Below are 15,800 nucleotides of genomic sequence, written 5' to 3'. Positions count from 1 at the left end.
GAAGGTTCCAAAAACGCTTCCTCCAAAAGTCTAGCCTTCGTTATTTGGCTAATATTTGATTATGTCGTTTAACGATATTTCCGATGGTTTCATCCAAACTTTTTTCTTTTAAGAAATAACGCTCTACTTCTTCTTTTCGCATATCTGACACTTGGCGTTCCATACTGTTTGTAAAGGTAGGCGTATCGTTTAAGACAACTGCTCTGAGCGATTCCATGTCATAAAGATCAGCATTGTCCCCTGTCATCAACTGAACAGTACGTTCCAAATCCACATGCTTGGAAGAAGGAATTCTTCCGCCTTTTGCCAAATATTGAGTACCTACATCCAAATACCATTTCAGAAATGCCCATGCTTCTTCTTTATGAGGAGTTTTAGCATTAATGGATACGACATCGCCTAAACCGCCTTCAATCTTGAAATTCGATTGATTGTCTACTGCACTTGGCAAACTAGCAAAGGCAATTTTGAAGTCCCGTGGGAAATCCTTTAAATTATTTGTCGATCTGAATATCCATCCGCCGGCACCAAGCATAGCTGTTTTTCCAGTTAAGAACATTGTGTCAACGGCCATCTTGGAAGCGGTTTGAGCACCATAAGTAGGAATCGATTTATCCTCATGCATCATGGAATACCAGTTTTGCAAACTTTCCTTTATCTCTGGGGCATCAAATTTGGAAGTTTGGTTATCAGCTATTGCATTTTGAAGTGTGCCATCCATTTGCATAAAGTAGTACCAATCAAATTGTGCATATCCATATTCAAAGTCGTTTTTCAACGTCATTGCGTATTTACGCAAATCGTTCTGAGACCATTTTAGTGGGGGAATCGGCAGATTTGCCGCATCCAGCGCATCTTTATTAAGGAAAATAAAGTTTTTACCTTTACTCGATGGAATGCCATAAAATTTATCTTCTATTTGCCATGATTTCGCATCTGGGCCAATTGCGTCTATAATGTTGTAGTCAGTAAATGAACTAAGGTCAAGAGCAGCGTTACTCGCAACACGTTTTTCCAGATACTGTTTGTTATAATTCACATAAAGATCTACTCCTTGGCCCGTTACCAATGCAGTATCCAGTTTTAAATTTCCACTATCGTCATTTACATATCTCATATACTCCACTTGGATTAGCGGATTTTCTGCATTCCAGGCATCTATTGCTTCTTGAGGGCCTGCCTCTTCAGGAATGGCACCCCATATAGTAAGCTTTACCGGCTCTTTTGAGCCAGTACTATTCGACGACTTTGGCGTACTTTCACTAGCATTGTTACCATTACTAGAATCACCTGATTTTCCACATGCAGATAGAACTAAGGTCGTAGCGAGTAACAAGATAGTTGCAGTAAACCATTTCTTTTTTTTCATACAAACCCTCCGTTTTTTTATTATTCTTTTTACAATTCAAGCATAACATCGGAGTAATTGGGTTAATAGAAACAGATTTCGTTAACTATTGCACATATTTTGTGAATTAATTATTTGATCTAAAAGGAATAATTGTGGATTTACGAAATTCGCTCGGGGTTTTACCCATCATTCTTTTGAAAATACGAATGTAGTAGTTTACAGTTATAAAACCGCATGACTCCGAAATATGTGAAATAGGCAAATCAGTTTCACTTAAATAGGATATCGACTTTTCTATTCTCACCCTTTGGACAAATGATATAAGTGAATGTCCTGTCTTTTTACTAAACAATTCACTTACATAACTCTGATTCATATTAATGTAGGCAGACATTTCTTTTAGCGTAATTTGCTCTTTATAATTTTTATATATATAGTTCATGATTTTATTGATTTCAGGGTGATCGGTATAATTATGGTCGGTAATATTGTTTTTGATTTCGGGTAACAGCTTCTCGATCATTGTCAATTTCCTCATTTGTTGCAACTCTTTATTCAATTTTTTTAAAATAGATTGCATCTTCTCACGCTCTAGTGATAACTTCAAAATATACCCCGACGCCCCATGTTCAATTGCTTGTTGCGCGTACTCGAATTCATTAATGCAAGTAAGCATAATAAATCGGCTTTCGTAACCCGCATTTCGGACCGTTTTCAAAAGTGTTATCCCATCCATTACCGGCATCATAATGTCGCATACAATTAAATCAGGTTGATGCTCTTTAATAAACTCAAATGCGCTTAATCCATTCTTGCATTCTCCGACAATCACAAAACCCTCTTCTTCCCATGAAATAATGTTTCTCAAATAACTTAAGGAATGTTTCTCATCTTCAACAAGTAGTGTTTTCCACATGGCTTTAATCTCCTTTTTGATAAGGTTCAGATAACAAAAAAGGAATTGTTAATTGAACGGTCGTGCCTTGCTCTGAAGATATAATCGATAACTTGGCTTGCTCCTTAAATAAAAGCTGCAATCGTTCTTTTATATTGTTGAGACTAATCCCTTTACGCCGCGTTAGTGATTGGAATGTTTTGGCCTTCTTCAAGCCAATTCCGTTATCGGTTACTTCTATTATTAGATTATGGTCCTGTTTTCTGGCCTGTATGATAATAACTGGGTTTGGAATAGAATAAAAAGCATGAGTTATTGCATTTTCCACAAGCGGTTGGATGCTAAATTTCGGTACAAGAGTATGGTTGAGATTGGACTCAAATTTATACTTAATTTCAATGTGGCTCTCAAATCGTTGTTGATGAATCATAAGATATGCTCGAATCATATGCATTTCTACTTCAAAGTGAATCATATCGACATCGGTATTCAGACTTGTCTCGAGAATTCTTCCCAATGCGATGCAAACCTCATGAACCTTATGCCTCTCCTCAGGAATAACAGACATACTTTTTATAGTATTTAGAGTATTTAACAAGAAGTGAGGATTCATCTGTGAAAGAAGTACTTGGAATCGGACTGCTTCCTTTTGCCTTTCCTCCGTCTTCAGTTTGGAAATCAAACCTTCAATATCTGCTCCCATAGAGTTAAAAGTTCGCGCAAGGGTTAGTATTTCTCCGTCAAATCGCCTTTCATCGAGACGAGCTTTTAGATTCGTTTTCGTTAACACCCTCATCTTCCCCTGTAATTCCCGCAGCGGTCGGCTTATATTGGATGAAATAATGAAAGTAACCAAACTAAACAATACGGTCAATATTGAGAACGTCCAGAAAAATGAGCTTTTTAATTGATTAGTTTCAGCGAACAATATATCGAGTGGTACGATACGAACTAAATACCATTCCAGTGTAGGAACATAGCTGTAATAATAAGCAAAATGATTATCCGAAATGCTTGTAGAACTGTTACTGTTTATTTGTTTAATTAACTGTTCTCCACTAACTTTGTCTTTGCTTCCGGTCGTTGATATAATCTCCCCGTTATTGTCCAAAATCATATAATTTTCGTTTTTCGACGACCTTTTCTTCGTTTTTTCCATCCATTTCAAGTAATCTATGCTGATTCGTACAAAAGCATAGGGTTTTAATAATTCGTCCTTAATAATGCCGTATAGGGACAAAACATCAGAACTTGTCGTATAATCCCGACTCATATAAGCAGTCTCTCTTAACCATCTGTGAGTTTCATGATTGGATAGCATTTTCGAGTACATCATCTTCATTGTTATTGCTTGATTATCGTTCTTCAATGGACTATACGTTAAAAAAACATCCTCCTTTAAATTGTAGATCGAGTAAAATACCGGAGGAGCCGAAAGAAATAAGCTAACTGTTAATCCATTTAGAAGGGCTTCGATTTCGTTCCTCCTTTCAAGAAAACTATATTGATCAGGATGCTTCAATTTTTCTTCTACAGTTGGATTTTGTTCAATTAAAATCATCGATTTTGCTGCAATACTCATATAATCTTCTAATTCCTGGCGCATCAATTCCAATGAATTCTGGCTTTGTTCGCTGTTTTTCAACCACATTTTTTCTTCTGCGGCATAGAAGTTATATAGGTTTATGGATGAAAGAGGAATCACAAGCAATACCAAATAAGCAACAAAAAGCTTGTATTTTAATGATGAAGGGATTATTTTCTTTAATACCTGCTTTAATGAATATCTAGCCAATGAATTCCCTCCTAAATTATCCTTTTAGTAGATTGAAACAAGTTACAACGCCAACAATAGTCTATAGCCAACACAAAAGTCCTATGTGCATCTTATTTCGAGCTCTCGCCGCATCCCACCTTTGAACCATAAAGTATTATGTTTATAATGTATATAATTATTTTACGGCAAATGTAGCATATTTTTTGGGAGATATTTAACAGATTCAACTCAATAAAAGACTCCCATGTTAGCATTTTCTTTTCACCTTACCGTACTGCCGAGCTTCTTCTTTCGTCCATATAAAAATATTTAAATGTGCAAAAAAAAAAAAAAGAAATCCCATTCGTATATGAATCTATACCATGGGATTTCGATTTTTTCAGTAGCCTTTTACAACAAAAGTTTTTGAGGTAAAAGCTTTAACTTGATCTTTATAGTTAGTACTGATTTAGGTACAGTTTACAGATTAGGATGATTTGTCTTTGGTTTTCAGCGTAACAGCTTCCAAAAAATAATAGTCGCGATAGATGATTCAAATATGAATGTCTTTATAATGATATGCTGCTGAACAGTTGATCAACAAATGATCGGAATCCGTAGTCCAGTCGCAGAACTAATTAGAGACTTCGAGGAGGACTGTCAGCTTTAATAGCAACGATGGCTGCCAGCATCAATCTGACTGTCACCATGATTAATGCAGATATCGCTAGGGATTATTCATGGAGGCTTCGTATTTAATGTACGGGTTAGGCGTACTGTACGAGGGAAATATTTTAGTGCTGGGTTTAAAATGAGAGTCCTTATATATTCTTGCCTACACTATGACCAACTCTTTATCTTCTAATGAAGCCCAGTCGCTCATTCTTACACCCCATCTATAATCACTTTATAAGTGTCCGAGATATTAAACACCCCTTTGACAAATAAAACAAAAGAATGGCTTGTTACGATAAACTTCCCATTCGTACTATGGTTCAGCAATATGGATCCTTAAACCTTAGCATTTTGCAATAGGTCACTTAATGAGCAATAAAAAATAGCCACCTTGAAAGGTGGCTCGCACTCAATATGAGCACAAATGTATAGATAGGAGTGGCGAGTCATGTCCTGAACCTGTAGCTTTTAGAGTAACGTACTTTCATACCGTGCCTGATGCCAACCGTGCCGCTTTCAACTGCATTCAAAACCACTATTTCTTCATCATAATAGTTCCGGCTTTTCTTGCTGGATCCAATGACCGCAATCCAGATTGACCACTTCCGCATTAGGCACGAACTTTGTCAGGTTTTCAGACTTCTGGACCGTATCCCGATCACCATAGATCATGAGAGTCGGCTGTACCATAAAAATGAAGGGGGTTGCGATTTTGGATGAGCTGTTTCATCCCTTCTTCATTTAGCGATTTGATTAATGCCTCGCATTTAAAACGTTCTGACTTTTAATGAGAATTAAACTCTAAATGATTGAGAAATACAGTAGCTCCTCTCTCTTAAAGATCAGGGAAACAATAGACCCAGATTTATGCAGTACCAAAAATCCTTTTAACGATTCTTTTGTTATTTATATTTCCTTATTCTGTAATATTTTTGCAATGTTGAAATTTTAGCCCTTCTTCAGATGAAGCGATCAATATTCCAAGCCTTCTTAATCGTGTTTCTTCTTTCTTGGCGCTCATTACCCACCAGATAGAATCTCTTTTATAGGATGGTGATAAATTAGTGAAGAATAGCCAGGCTGTTTGATTTGCCTTGATTTGTTCTTCATATTCTTTGGCAAGTTCCACGTTTCTTTGTTCAGAGGAATAGCCTTGTGAATCGGTTCTGTTGTTAAAGACGTGCATTCCTTCTGGTCTCATCTTTCCAAGCTGTATTAGTGCTTTTACCTTCTTTACGTTCACAGCACTCCATACACTATTTACTTTGCGCGGAGTAAAGCGAATCTTATAGCTTTGTTTATCAATGGTTTTTCGTATACCGTCAATCCACCCAAAACAAAGAGCGGCATCTACTGATGCAGACCAAGTAAGACTTGCACGCCCTGTACTTATCCCAAAATAGCCCACCCAAATTTCACTAGCTTCAGCATGATGTTCTTCTAACCAATCGTTAAACTCTTCTTGGTTGTTGAAAAAAACTACATCTCCCATTGTTCCAGCCATTTTAAAATCGCTTGGTTTGTTTCTTCCGGCTTTTCTTCCTGGATCCAATGACCGCAATCCAGATTGACCACTTCCACATTGGGCACGAACTTTGTCAGGTTTTCAGACTTCGCAACCACATCCCGGTCGCCGTAGATCATGAGGGTCGGCTGCTGGATGATTGGGTTCACTTTCGCCAATAAGCGCCAGTTGCGGTCAAGGTTCCTGTACCAATTTATGCTGCCCGTGAACCCTGATGTTTCAAAAGCGGAGACGTAAACGGCCAGCTCGCTTTCGTTCAATACGGGCTCACCGAGCGGTGTTTCTGCTCTGGCGAGATTGATCAACGCCATACCTGGCTCAGGTGCTCTGAGAGGCTCGTTCTTTCGGTACAGGTTGCGAAGGAACCTGTATGTATTGTCTTCGAATACGGCGTCCGCGACGCCTGGCTGTCGATTGAAGTGGACGAAATAGAAATCGCCGCCAAGTATTTCTTCCATGAACTCGATCCAGGGTTTTTCTCCGCGCTCTTGGTAAGGCAAGCTCAGATTTATCACTTTATTGACGCGGTTTGGATGCAACAAGGTCAGTCCCCAAACGACGAATGCACCCCAGTCATGACCGACAAAGGTAGCGTCCTCGTATCCATAGTGATCGAGAAGCGCGATGAGATCACTCGACAAGTGTTCAATGTCATAGTCTGATACTTCGGTCGGACGGGATGAGTTGCCGTAACCCCGCTGGTTGGGGACGATGACATGGTAGCCCGCTGCGGCAAGTGCGTCCATCTGATGGCGCCAAGAAAAGGCATGCTCTGGCCAGCCGTGGCAGAGTACAATAGGTTTTCCTGCGTTTTCTCGGCCTGCTTCAAACACTTCGAGTTCCACACCGTTGGCTGAAATAAGGGTGGGCTTGGGAAAATCGGTAGGATTAAACATTGAATTAAAACCTCCTTCTTGTGATACTTGTAGTATAATGGATAAAAGGTGACATCAAGGTGTCACCATTCTGAAATCATGTAAAAAAAGAGGGCAATTATGGACAAAGTGGAGAGACTCATTTCGATTATCATGATATTGCTGAAAAAAGAGGTTGTTTCTACAACGGAATTCTCACAACTATTCAATGTCTCCAAAAGAACGATCCTTCGCGATATGGAAACATTGAGCTTATCGAACATCCCGATCTACTCTGTCAATGGGGTCAAAGGGGGCTACGGCATAATGGATGAATACAAGGTTGATAAACGCCTTTTAAGCAGCTCCGATTTACAGAATATATTAACTGCGCTCGGTGGATTGGAACAAATCCTCCGTACTGAAGAAGTTGAAAGAACGATAAAAAAAATAGAGGCAATGGTTAGTCCATTGTCTCTAAATCGTTCCATTCAACTGTCGTTTTATGATTGGGAAGGTCGATCCGAGATTCTTTAAACCTTAAAGACATGTCAAGAATCCATTTCAAAAAAGAGGCTGGTTTCGTTTGATTATACAGATAAGGACGGGGCTGTAACGAATAGAATGGTCGAGCCCTATGAGCTGCATTTTAGCGAATCGAGTTGGTATTTGAAAGGATTCTGTTTACATCGACAGGGAAATCGAACTTTCAAGTTATCTCGGATCGATCATATTACTATGGATGAACGCGCGTTTCATCCTAGAGACGATTGGTCAGAGCAAGTACAGGAAGCAAATTATCTACCTGAATTCGTCACGATTAAGGCATGGATATCGCCTAGCATAAAAGATCAAATCATCGAAAGGTATGGTCGAAGAAGTATTGAAGACCATAGTTCTGGATTTTTATTAGCAACCATTTATGTCCCACAAAATCGTATGGGATTTCAACTTTTAGCAAGCTTCGGCACTCATCTAAAAGTTGTAGAGCCCAAAACCTATATTGAAGACTTTCGAAATTATTTATATCAAATGATGGAGAACTATTCCTGATAGATTTAGCATTAAAGCTTCAACTTCAACTCAACTTTTCGCCGTCACTTATGGTAAGGTTCAGCTTAACGGGTCGATCGGCGAAAAATAAGAAGGAGCTTGTCACGGCGTGACAGCTCCTAGAAATCCAATTGGTTAACGTAAACAATATTCTTTTATCGCCGTCATCTTAACTTGTGCTCTACATTGTAAATGTGCTAAGTAAAGACGGCCATACCGACATTCTTTCACGGCAAGACGGACATGTGGTTTCCCCCGCTAAGTAATGCATTTGCCCAGCCAATGTTTGCTCTCCGATAGCAGCCGCCCGCTCCGCTAGTGCGCGTACTTCTTCCTCTGCAAATGACGCTGCCGGAACGATTAGTTGTGATTCCTGGCCAGTGTGAAAAACGGGATCATGTTCATAGGCTTGAAGAATTCCTGCATGATTTTCATTAGGCCATATGAACACATCTTCCTCGCAGGCCGAACACACGGCCACATACTCATCACCGTTACTAAACGTCAACAACATGTTGGCAGTGATATATGAGCCCCGATAAGCAGCGTCCGCAACAAGAATGTAACGCTTCTCCATCCCATCTATGGAATGTTGGGCTGTATAGGCAAATACTTCCTTTGTAAGCGCCCTGAGCTTGCCAATTGCTTCTACATATTCACGATACAATTCCGTACAAACGGAGCTGCCTACATCCTCAGCTAGTTCAGCCCAAGATGCTGGGAATGGCGCCTCATCTCGCCCATCGGAGCTTGCCTCGATGATACCGCAATTGAGAAACAGTTCTTTACGCACTTCCACATCCGATGTGGAGCATGCTAGCTGTGCCAAATACGGCATCGCCGCGTATGTAGCCGTATATATCGTATTTTGATGGAACAAATACTCCTGAAAGAGTTCGTCAAAAACCTCCTGATTATATTGTCGCATTAGCTGCTGCAATAACACAGGTACGTTCTCTGCAGAACCGTACGGCCCATCTAGCTTTCCCCATACATCGCTATTCCACTTAAGCAAGCTTTCCCTCCGTTCCTAATTGCCAATTTCTATCCTTTCTACTTATTGTATCACATAAAAAACTGGAACCAGTGCCCAACATCCTAACTCTTCAATGTCACTTAGGGTACTTCTCGGCTTAACGGGGCTATCGGCGAAAAATGCGCCGCGGTGCATAATTGCCAACATTTTATACCCGATTCAAAGGCTATGACCAAGCTTTCATGACAAGCACAAAAGACCACCGAAGTAATCGGCAGCCTGGTTGTCAGTGATTCAACTATCGTTACCCGTTAGAATTCCTGTAAAACGAATAATTTGGAGTTTGAATAAAAACGAGCGCCTCTGTACGATGGAGTTACGCACGAGGTCAAAAGCCTCAAAAAGCCCATCAGGAGGTCGCTCTTCTATGAAGTTTATATCACAGGACAAGCAAAATCAACTCATTGAAAACATTACCGTTTCTCACCTAGTCGTCGGCGTAGATATCGCCCAGGAAGTTCATGTGGCCCGCGCGGTCAGCTTTCGCGGCATTGCTCTGGGTACTCCGCTTGAGTTTGGTAACGATCGTGAAGGGTTCAAGCTATTTGAACGTAGGATTCAAGATCTGCTCAAATCCTACAAGCTGAGTAGCGTCATTGTTGGAATGGAACCAACCGGCCACTACTAGTTCAGCCTTGCACGTTGGCTTGCCACTCAAGGCATTGAAGCTGTTCTGGTTAATCCTCATCTCGTCAAAAAGAACAAAGAAAACCGGGACAATTCACCGTCTAAAAGCGATCGTAAGGACGCCCTTGTCATTGCAGATATGATCAAGAACGGGTACTACTCCCCTGTTCGTTTTCATCCGGAAGCATATGAGGAACTACGCATTCTCATGGCAAATCGAGAGACGGTTACCAAGCGCCACAACAGTGCGGTCAATCAGATTCATCGCTGGGTAGACATTGTTTTTCCTGAGCTACGTCAGGTCTTTAAAATCCTTACCAGCACCAGTGCAATTGCAACACTCAGACTCTTCCCTTTGCCAAGCGAACTCAGTCGGTTAAGCACGGACCAGGTCCTCGACGGTTGGAAGAAATATGTAAAGCGTCATGCTGGAGTTAAACGCGCTGAGCTCCTCATATCACTAGCAAAATCAAGTGTTGGTACTACCCAAGCACTCAAGGCTTACAAGCTTCATCTGGGGCAATTGCTTGAAGAATATGACCTAGCCCAGTGCCAACTTGAACAGATTGAGCGCGAGCTCCATCTCATTCTTGAACGCATTCCATACGCACAGAAGCTGCTTGAAATACGAGGTGTCAGTGCTACGAGTCTAGCTGGTATACTCGGTGAGGCTGGTGATCTAAGTGGCTATTCGCATGGAAATGCTCTACTGCGGCACGCTGGGTTGAATCTAGCTGAGGCCAGTTCCGGGAAGTGGAGAGGAAAGATAGTGCTTAGCAAACGAGGTCGGCCACGTCTGCGTCATTTTCTCTATCTCATGACGATGTGTATGGTCATGACGAACCCGGAAATTCGGGCTTTGCACCGTTACAATGTGGAAATAAAGAACCTGAAGAAAATGAAATCCTTCATGAAACTATGTAGTAAAGTAGCGCGGCTACTGGTCAGCCTGGCAAAAAGCAGCGAGGCTTACGATTCAACTAGAGTTTTCCCACAAGCAGCCTAAGATCAGTCAGGCCTCACCAGCTCAAGCATTCGCAGGATGACAAGAAGCACGGAGTATCGGGAGATGTTACGCAAAAGGGCTCGGACCCGTTCCGTTAGAAAGACCGACCTCCACCCCTTAGTTTAGATGTGACGAAGGAATGAAAGGGCTATGACCAGTTGAGACATGGGAGCGAGAATCGCTAGGGTAGAGTGGAGACGTGCACATATGGAACAATATGGGTGATGAGTATTCACCCTTATTTCCGCCTGCCCATCTCCTCATCTCTCAGCTACCGGTCCCACCTTCATCCTATTCTTAATACGAACTAAAGGATGAAATCCTGCGAATTCATGAGTCAGAGTGAGGAAACTGAATCATTTCGAGAGAGCTTAATAAAATGAGCAGACCATCGCAGAGCCTGCTCATTCATGTGTATTATTCAACTATCGTTTCCCGTTAGTTGAATAACGTCCTCTATTTCCCATCGGTAAGTAATTTGTCTAGAAATGTTTTGACATCTCGCAATACCTTTGATTTATATATTTCTAGATCTTTTATCCGATCCTTTAAAACCTCTTGATTCCACAAATGGTATTGATCGGGCATAGGTATATGCTGCATATTGTCGTAATGCTCAAGAAAATCATAGTCGATGAAATCATGGCCTTCATGCCACAAGGCACTCAGTTCGATGCAACCGAGAATAACATGCTTCTTTTCATCTAGCATGTCTTTGAGGATTGGAATGACCTTACTTTTAGCTGATTCATCATTCACTTAAATCCTCTCCTCAAGTTCGGTATTCTACTTTCAGAAAATTGTGTTGACTTTAAATACAACTTATTTTTAACAAATATCGTACCAAGGGAGCTTAATGAAATAAGATCATTTAGAAGCTTATTGGTGCGTAATAAGCTAGTAATCGTCTTGTCTTTTCTCTATCAGTAAACTTTACTACAAACTCTGTATCCATTCCTTCATCTATTACTTCTATAATTTTACCTGTACCATACTTAGGATGTTGAATCTCATCATTGACACCAAGAGATTCAACAAATCGTTTTTGCTCATCAGGAATATCGACTTCAGGCTCATTTAAATCCTGCTTTAGGTATTCAGGAGGTTGCGAATATTTATTTTCGTCGTTGTTGTAGTATTCTCCCTCATCTCCTTGAACCCGAGCATCTATTCTATTTGCAATTTCTATCATAAGCCCAATTCCCCTTTCGTCAGCACCACTTAAAATAAGCCTACCGCCTTGATATAGAAAAGGTACTCCCTTATATGTGTCTAAGAGATCAGACACCTTCTCAAGGTCTTTATTTGTTATAGGATTTTTTTCGCTATATATCCAATGCTCTGCCTTAGTAATATGAAGATCATAACTCATATAACCACTTCCTCAGAATTTAGTGTATCTGTAACATTATAGTTGTAAATAAATAATCCCTTCAAGGCACACGATTTTTACAAGCCTTATTAAACTAAACTGCCCGTTAGCTTAATGAATCGTCTTCCTCGAACCCCCTTCAATTTCTCTTAAATTATTCTTAATCGCTATATACCTTTGCGATCCTAATAATAATTCACTATATAAATACATGTATTGTAGGTGATACCTCATATCAAATTTATTTTTGTGATATTTCAATAAATGATCTACATAGTCCGTAAAGAAGAATAAAACATCCTTTGACCGTTTATTGAACTTAATGGTATTCAAATAATTTGATATTTCATTTAGTTTCTTTTGAGTATAGACTAAAATACTTTGAATATCTTCTTCTGGTAGCGATTCATAAGCTTCTGTTCTTGCTTGCCAATGATCTTCAAAGACTTCTTTATTTTCATGCAAAATGACATGTATTGGTTTGAGTAATTTTAATTGGTGTTTAAGTCGTCGAGTCTTGAATAGGTTTCTGATTTTTTGGAATATGAGAAATGCCTCCTGGATAACGTCATAAGAGTCGCTGTACTCAGCATACTTCCTTCTAATTACGAAGACGAATTTTATTTTGTTTCGCATAACTGCCCGTTAGATTAATAAAACGAGCAGGCTACCGCAGTGCCTGCTCATCGTTGTGTGCTATTACCTAACGTTCTCCGTTAGTTGAGCAGCGTGGTGATGTTGTTAAATTTAACGAATAAAACTAATCAAGACTGCTACCGCAACCATTAACACTAAAATTGAAAATACAAAGTAGCCGAAGATCTTTAGAGGACGCGGCATTGAATTTAAATCTATTTTTTTCATTGGTCCTCCACCCTCAATACTTTGAATAGAGCGAAGGTTCTCATCTAAATAATTATAGTTACTGTGCAAATGTTCCTTTTCGGGCTGGGTTTCATGGATCTTGTTTGTGCTCATTCCAAGTCCCCTTTCAATTCGGTTTACATGGAATATTCTACCACATTTATGAAAATCATGTAACCCACCAAGCACCATGCTAACCTGCCCGTTCATATTAAGGTTCAACTAGATAGATCCTTATACCGCAGCCATTATCAGATTGGTCACCTTATAAACAAAAAAAAACCACCCCGAAGGGTGGTCCGTACTCATGATGAGCACTATATGATTTGGATAGGAGTGGAGAGAAACCATACTGTACCTTTATTATATGTATACGCTTCCATTTTGTCAATAAGCGTTTTCATTTTGTTCGAAATAAATTGTAAACGCTTTTTTTAATCAAAAATGACGAACACCCGATTAAAGGTGTACGTCATAGCCTTTTGCAGTAAGTACGATAACAGCCTGATCCAAATACTCTTGGCTTCGGAATGAAAGTCTTAGAACGCCCGGCACGTCTTCTCTGCTCTCAATAATATGAATATTGCTCAGGTTGATAAGGCTGTTCCCAAGCTCACTTGTGATTTTACCGATAATACCAGGATGATCTGGAATATCGACATAACAGTCAAATGCAGAATGGATCATGCCTTTGCGGCGCTCAGGCATTTTGCTGCGGAATTGACCTGCTGTTTCAAAAGCTTCAGCAATCGCATCCCCATCTGAACTCTCCAGCATGGACACAAATTTATCCGTTTCCTTGCTCCAATCGCGCAGCAGCTCAAGCAAAACCTTGCGATTATTAATTAATATATCACGCCAAATAATCGAATCGCTTGATGCTATCCGTGTAATATCGCGGAAGCCCCCTGCTGCTAATGATTCATATAGCATATTATTTTCGTTATATCCGCGAACCTGATTCACAAGCGACACGGCAATGATATGCGGCAAATGGCTTATCGCGCCTGCTATCTCATCGTGCTCTTTCGCATCAACTTTTACGATATTCGCTTTCGTATGGCTGAGTAAATCAACTAGACGCTCCACTGCTTCCTCAGGCGTATTCTCATCAGGAGTCAGCACATAGAAGGCGTTCTCGTATAGATGCGATGAAGCCGCTTCAACTCCTGTACGCTCAGAGCCAGCCATCGGATGCCCGCCAATAAAAGTAGCTTGACCAAAATCAAGTGATTTTGCACATGCCATAACAGAAGCCTTCGTGCTCCCAGCATCTGTGATGATACAGCCGGGTTTTAATTTAAACGCACTGAGCTTCTCGATATACTCCTCAATGTTGCCGACCGGTACACAAACGAATATAAAATCTGCTTGCTCGGCCGCTTCTTGCATTGAAGTCGTTGCAAAATCAACCACACCCCGCTGCATGTACTTCTCTACCTGCGAGGGGCGGTTTGAATGTCCGATTACTGTAATATTTGGTTTTCCTTTAAAACAAAGGGCGATCGAACCACCGATCAGCCCTACTCCAAAAATCGCTACAGTCGTCATAACTTTATCCTTGCACCGCCGATTCTTGCAAAACCTGTTCTAGTGCTGTAATGAATTTTTCATTTTGCTCACTTGTACCAACTGTAATCCGAATATGATTCGGGTAGTAAGTCCAGCGCGGTCTTGAAATAATTCCTCTGCGCAGCAAACCGTCGAATACTTCAGGTGATGGACGCTTCACATCTACCATTACGAAGTTGCCGTATGCAGGGAAGTAAGATAAGCCAAGGCGATCAAATTGCTCCGACAAATAAGCAAGACCTTGTTTATTTTGGTCACGACAATATTCAATAAATGCTTTGTCAGCAAGTGCTGCTTTCGCTGCAGCTTGTGCCGCTCGCGATGTGTTGAATGGTTCACGTACCTGATTAGTATAACGAATGACATCAGGATGCCCAACGCCATAACCAATCCGTAATGCAGCTAGGCCAAAAATTTTCGAAAAAGTTCTCAGCACGATTAAATTGCGGTGCTCGCGCAGCAATTGTATTCCGTCTGGAAACTGCGGGTCATCGATGTATTCCCCGTAGGCTTCATCAAGTACAACAAGCACGTTCGTTGGCACCTGCTGCAAAAACTCAGAAAGCTCAGGCAGTGTGACAATAGTACCCGTTGGGTTGTTCGGATTGCAAATCCAAATGATTTTAGTTCGCTCAGTAATCTTAGACAGCATTGCAGGCAAATCATGTTTGCCTTCTTTTAGAGGAACCTCTATGATCGTTGCATTCTCAATTTCTGCATTATGCTTGTATTGCGGGAAAGTTTCGTCCGCCATAATCGTTTCGTCGCCAGGAACGATAAACGCTCTATTAATCATAAGAATAATTTCACTGGAGCCCGTGCCAAAAATAATTTGATTCGTATCTACGCCAAGCTCTTCCGCAAGTGCAGCCGTTAGTTCAACGCTCGCACCATCTGGATAAATATTAAAATTGCCTAATTCTTCAATGACTGCTGCTTTAACTTGTTCAGAACAGCCAAACGGATTTTCATTAGATGCAAGTTTGATGACTTCTTTTAACCCTAGCTCCCTCTTAACATCTTCAACCGGCTTTCCGGGTTGATAGACGGGAAGGTGGACGATATTACTTTTGGGCTGCATGAGCCGTTCACCTCTTTTATAATTGACTAGTCTCATTACTCGACATCCATTGTCTCATATCTGTGTTAGGTTTTAAAGTTTTTTTAACACAAGATTGGTCTATTGCGCAAGATTATATCGAAATTGTGATATA

At 40.5% G+C, this 15,800-nt stretch carries 12 protein-coding genes and 2 pseudogenes; 2 read left to right on the top strand and 12 right to left on the bottom strand.

All coding sequences use genetic code 11. The features are described from left to right. Positions 1–40: 40 nt before the first annotated feature. The 6 genes from AC1DM9_RS07605 to AC1DM9_RS07580 all read right to left on the bottom strand — a co-directional run bounded on the left by AC1DM9_RS07605 (position 41) and on the right by AC1DM9_RS07580 (position 7,098). Complete coding sequence (locus tag AC1DM9_RS07605) at positions 41–1,369, bottom strand: ABC transporter substrate-binding protein (RefSeq protein WP_477579271.1); 1,329 nt, start codon at positions 1,367–1,369, stop codon at positions 41–43. Between the two features lie 106 nt (positions 1,370–1,475). After that, entirely contained in the window at positions 1,476–2,267 is a 792-nt protein-coding gene (locus AC1DM9_RS07600; RefSeq protein ID WP_477579269.1) for a response regulator transcription factor, read from the bottom strand. A 4-nt stretch (positions 2,268–2,271) separates the two neighbouring features. Continuing rightward, complete coding sequence (locus AC1DM9_RS07595) at positions 2,272–4,041, bottom strand: sensor histidine kinase (RefSeq protein WP_477579267.1); 1,770 nt, start codon at positions 4,039–4,041, stop codon at positions 2,272–2,274. A gap of 1,182 nt (positions 4,042–5,223) precedes the next feature. After that, positions 5,224–5,367, bottom strand: coding sequence for an alpha/beta fold hydrolase (locus tag AC1DM9_RS07590; RefSeq protein WP_477579265.1), 144 nt, complete (start codon positions 5,365–5,367; stop codon positions 5,224–5,226). Positions 5,368–5,593: 226 nt separating this feature from the next. Continuing rightward, the gene (locus AC1DM9_RS07585) at positions 5,594–6,181 is read right to left on the bottom strand and encodes a YdeI/OmpD-associated family protein (RefSeq protein WP_477579263.1); all 588 of its coding nucleotides are present in this window, start codon (positions 6,179–6,181) and stop codon (positions 5,594–5,596) included. Then, positions 6,157–7,098 carry an alpha/beta fold hydrolase gene (locus tag AC1DM9_RS07580; protein WP_477579261.1) on the bottom strand — a complete coding sequence of 314 codons (942 nt, stop codon included), beginning with the start codon at positions 7,096–7,098 and terminating at the stop codon, positions 6,157–6,159. Before AC1DM9_RS07580 ends, AC1DM9_RS07585 begins: the two co-directional genes overlap by 25 nt. Before the next feature lie 99 nt (positions 7,099–7,197). Between AC1DM9_RS07580 and AC1DM9_RS07575 the strand changes: the two are divergent. Beyond that, positions 7,198–8,109 (top strand): annotated as a pseudogene (locus AC1DM9_RS07575) (helix-turn-helix transcriptional regulator). Positions 8,110–8,290: 181 nt separating this feature from the next. Here AC1DM9_RS07575 and AC1DM9_RS07570 read toward each other — a convergent pair. Continuing rightward, on the bottom strand, positions 8,291–9,124 hold the full coding sequence (locus AC1DM9_RS07570; RefSeq protein ID WP_475442757.1) for a hypothetical protein: 834 nt from the start codon (positions 9,122–9,124) through the stop codon (positions 8,291–8,293). 388 nt (positions 9,125–9,512) lie between these two features. Here AC1DM9_RS07570 and AC1DM9_RS07565 point away from each other — a divergent pair. After that, positions 9,513–10,778, top strand: a pseudogene (locus AC1DM9_RS07565) (IS110 family RNA-guided transposase). Between the two features lie 456 nt (positions 10,779–11,234). Here AC1DM9_RS07565 and AC1DM9_RS07560 read toward each other — a convergent pair. From AC1DM9_RS07560 to hisC, 5 genes are all read right to left on the bottom strand, one after another. Then, positions 11,235–11,537: a hypothetical protein gene (locus tag AC1DM9_RS07560; RefSeq protein ID WP_477579259.1), complete on the bottom strand. Its 303-nt coding sequence runs from the start codon at positions 11,535–11,537 to the stop codon at positions 11,235–11,237. A gap of 112 nt (positions 11,538–11,649) precedes the next feature. Then, positions 11,650–12,150: a hypothetical protein gene (locus AC1DM9_RS07555; RefSeq protein ID WP_477579257.1), complete on the bottom strand. Its 501-nt coding sequence runs from the start codon at positions 12,148–12,150 to the stop codon at positions 11,650–11,652. 747 nt (positions 12,151–12,897) lie between these two features. Beyond that, positions 12,898–13,128, bottom strand: a complete 231-nt coding sequence (locus tag AC1DM9_RS07550) for a hypothetical protein (protein WP_477579255.1) — start codon at positions 13,126–13,128, stop codon at positions 12,898–12,900. Between the two features lie 345 nt (positions 13,129–13,473). Beyond that, positions 13,474–14,565 (bottom strand): prephenate dehydrogenase, encoded by a 1,092-nt coding sequence (locus tag AC1DM9_RS07545; protein ID WP_477512460.1) that lies wholly within the window; start codon positions 14,563–14,565, stop codon positions 13,474–13,476. Positions 14,566–14,569: 4 nt separating this feature from the next. Continuing rightward, positions 14,570–15,667 carry a histidinol-phosphate transaminase gene (gene hisC / locus AC1DM9_RS07540; RefSeq protein ID WP_441883411.1) on the bottom strand — a complete coding sequence of 366 codons (1,098 nt, stop codon included), beginning with the start codon at positions 15,665–15,667 and terminating at the stop codon, positions 14,570–14,572. Between the last annotated feature and the right edge of the window lie 133 nt (positions 15,668–15,800).

The organism is Paenibacillus sp. 01T431 (assembly GCF_056398625.1).
The sequence above is the reverse complement of the archived record's forward strand: the minus strand, read 5'-3'. Positions and strand labels throughout refer to the sequence as shown.

What these genes read in the sequence shown, in the direction of transcription:
- AC1DM9_RS07600 (WP_477579269.1), bottom strand. Translation starts at nt 2,267, where the DNA reads ATGTGGAAAACACTACTTGTTGAAGATGAGAAACATTCCTTAAGTTAT.
- hisC (WP_441883411.1), bottom strand. Translation starts at nt 15,667, where the DNA reads ATGCAGCCCAAAAGTAATATCGTCCACCTTCCCGTCTATCAACCCGGA.
- AC1DM9_RS07545 (WP_477512460.1), bottom strand. Translation starts at nt 14,565, where the DNA reads ATGACGACTGTAGCGATTTTTGGAGTAGGGCTGATCGGTGGTTCGATC.
- AC1DM9_RS07590 (WP_477579265.1), bottom strand. Translation starts at nt 5,367, where the DNA reads ATGGTACAGCCGACTCTCATGATCTATGGTGATCGGGATACGGTCCAG.
- AC1DM9_RS07580 (WP_477579261.1), bottom strand. Translation starts at nt 7,098, where the DNA reads ATGTTTAATCCTACCGATTTTCCCAAGCCCACCCTTATTTCAGCCAAC.
- AC1DM9_RS07555 (WP_477579257.1), bottom strand. Translation starts at nt 12,150, where the DNA reads ATGAGTTATGATCTTCATATTACTAAGGCAGAGCATTGGATATATAGC.
- AC1DM9_RS07605 (WP_477579271.1), bottom strand. Translation starts at nt 1,369, where the DNA reads ATGAAAAAAAAGAAATGGTTTACTGCAACTATCTTGTTACTCGCTACG.
- AC1DM9_RS07585 (WP_477579263.1), bottom strand. Translation starts at nt 6,181, where the DNA reads ATGGCTGGAACAATGGGAGATGTAGTTTTTTTCAACAACCAAGAAGAG.
- AC1DM9_RS07550 (WP_477579255.1), bottom strand. Translation starts at nt 13,128, where the DNA reads ATGAGCACAAACAAGATCCATGAAACCCAGCCCGAAAAGGAACATTTG.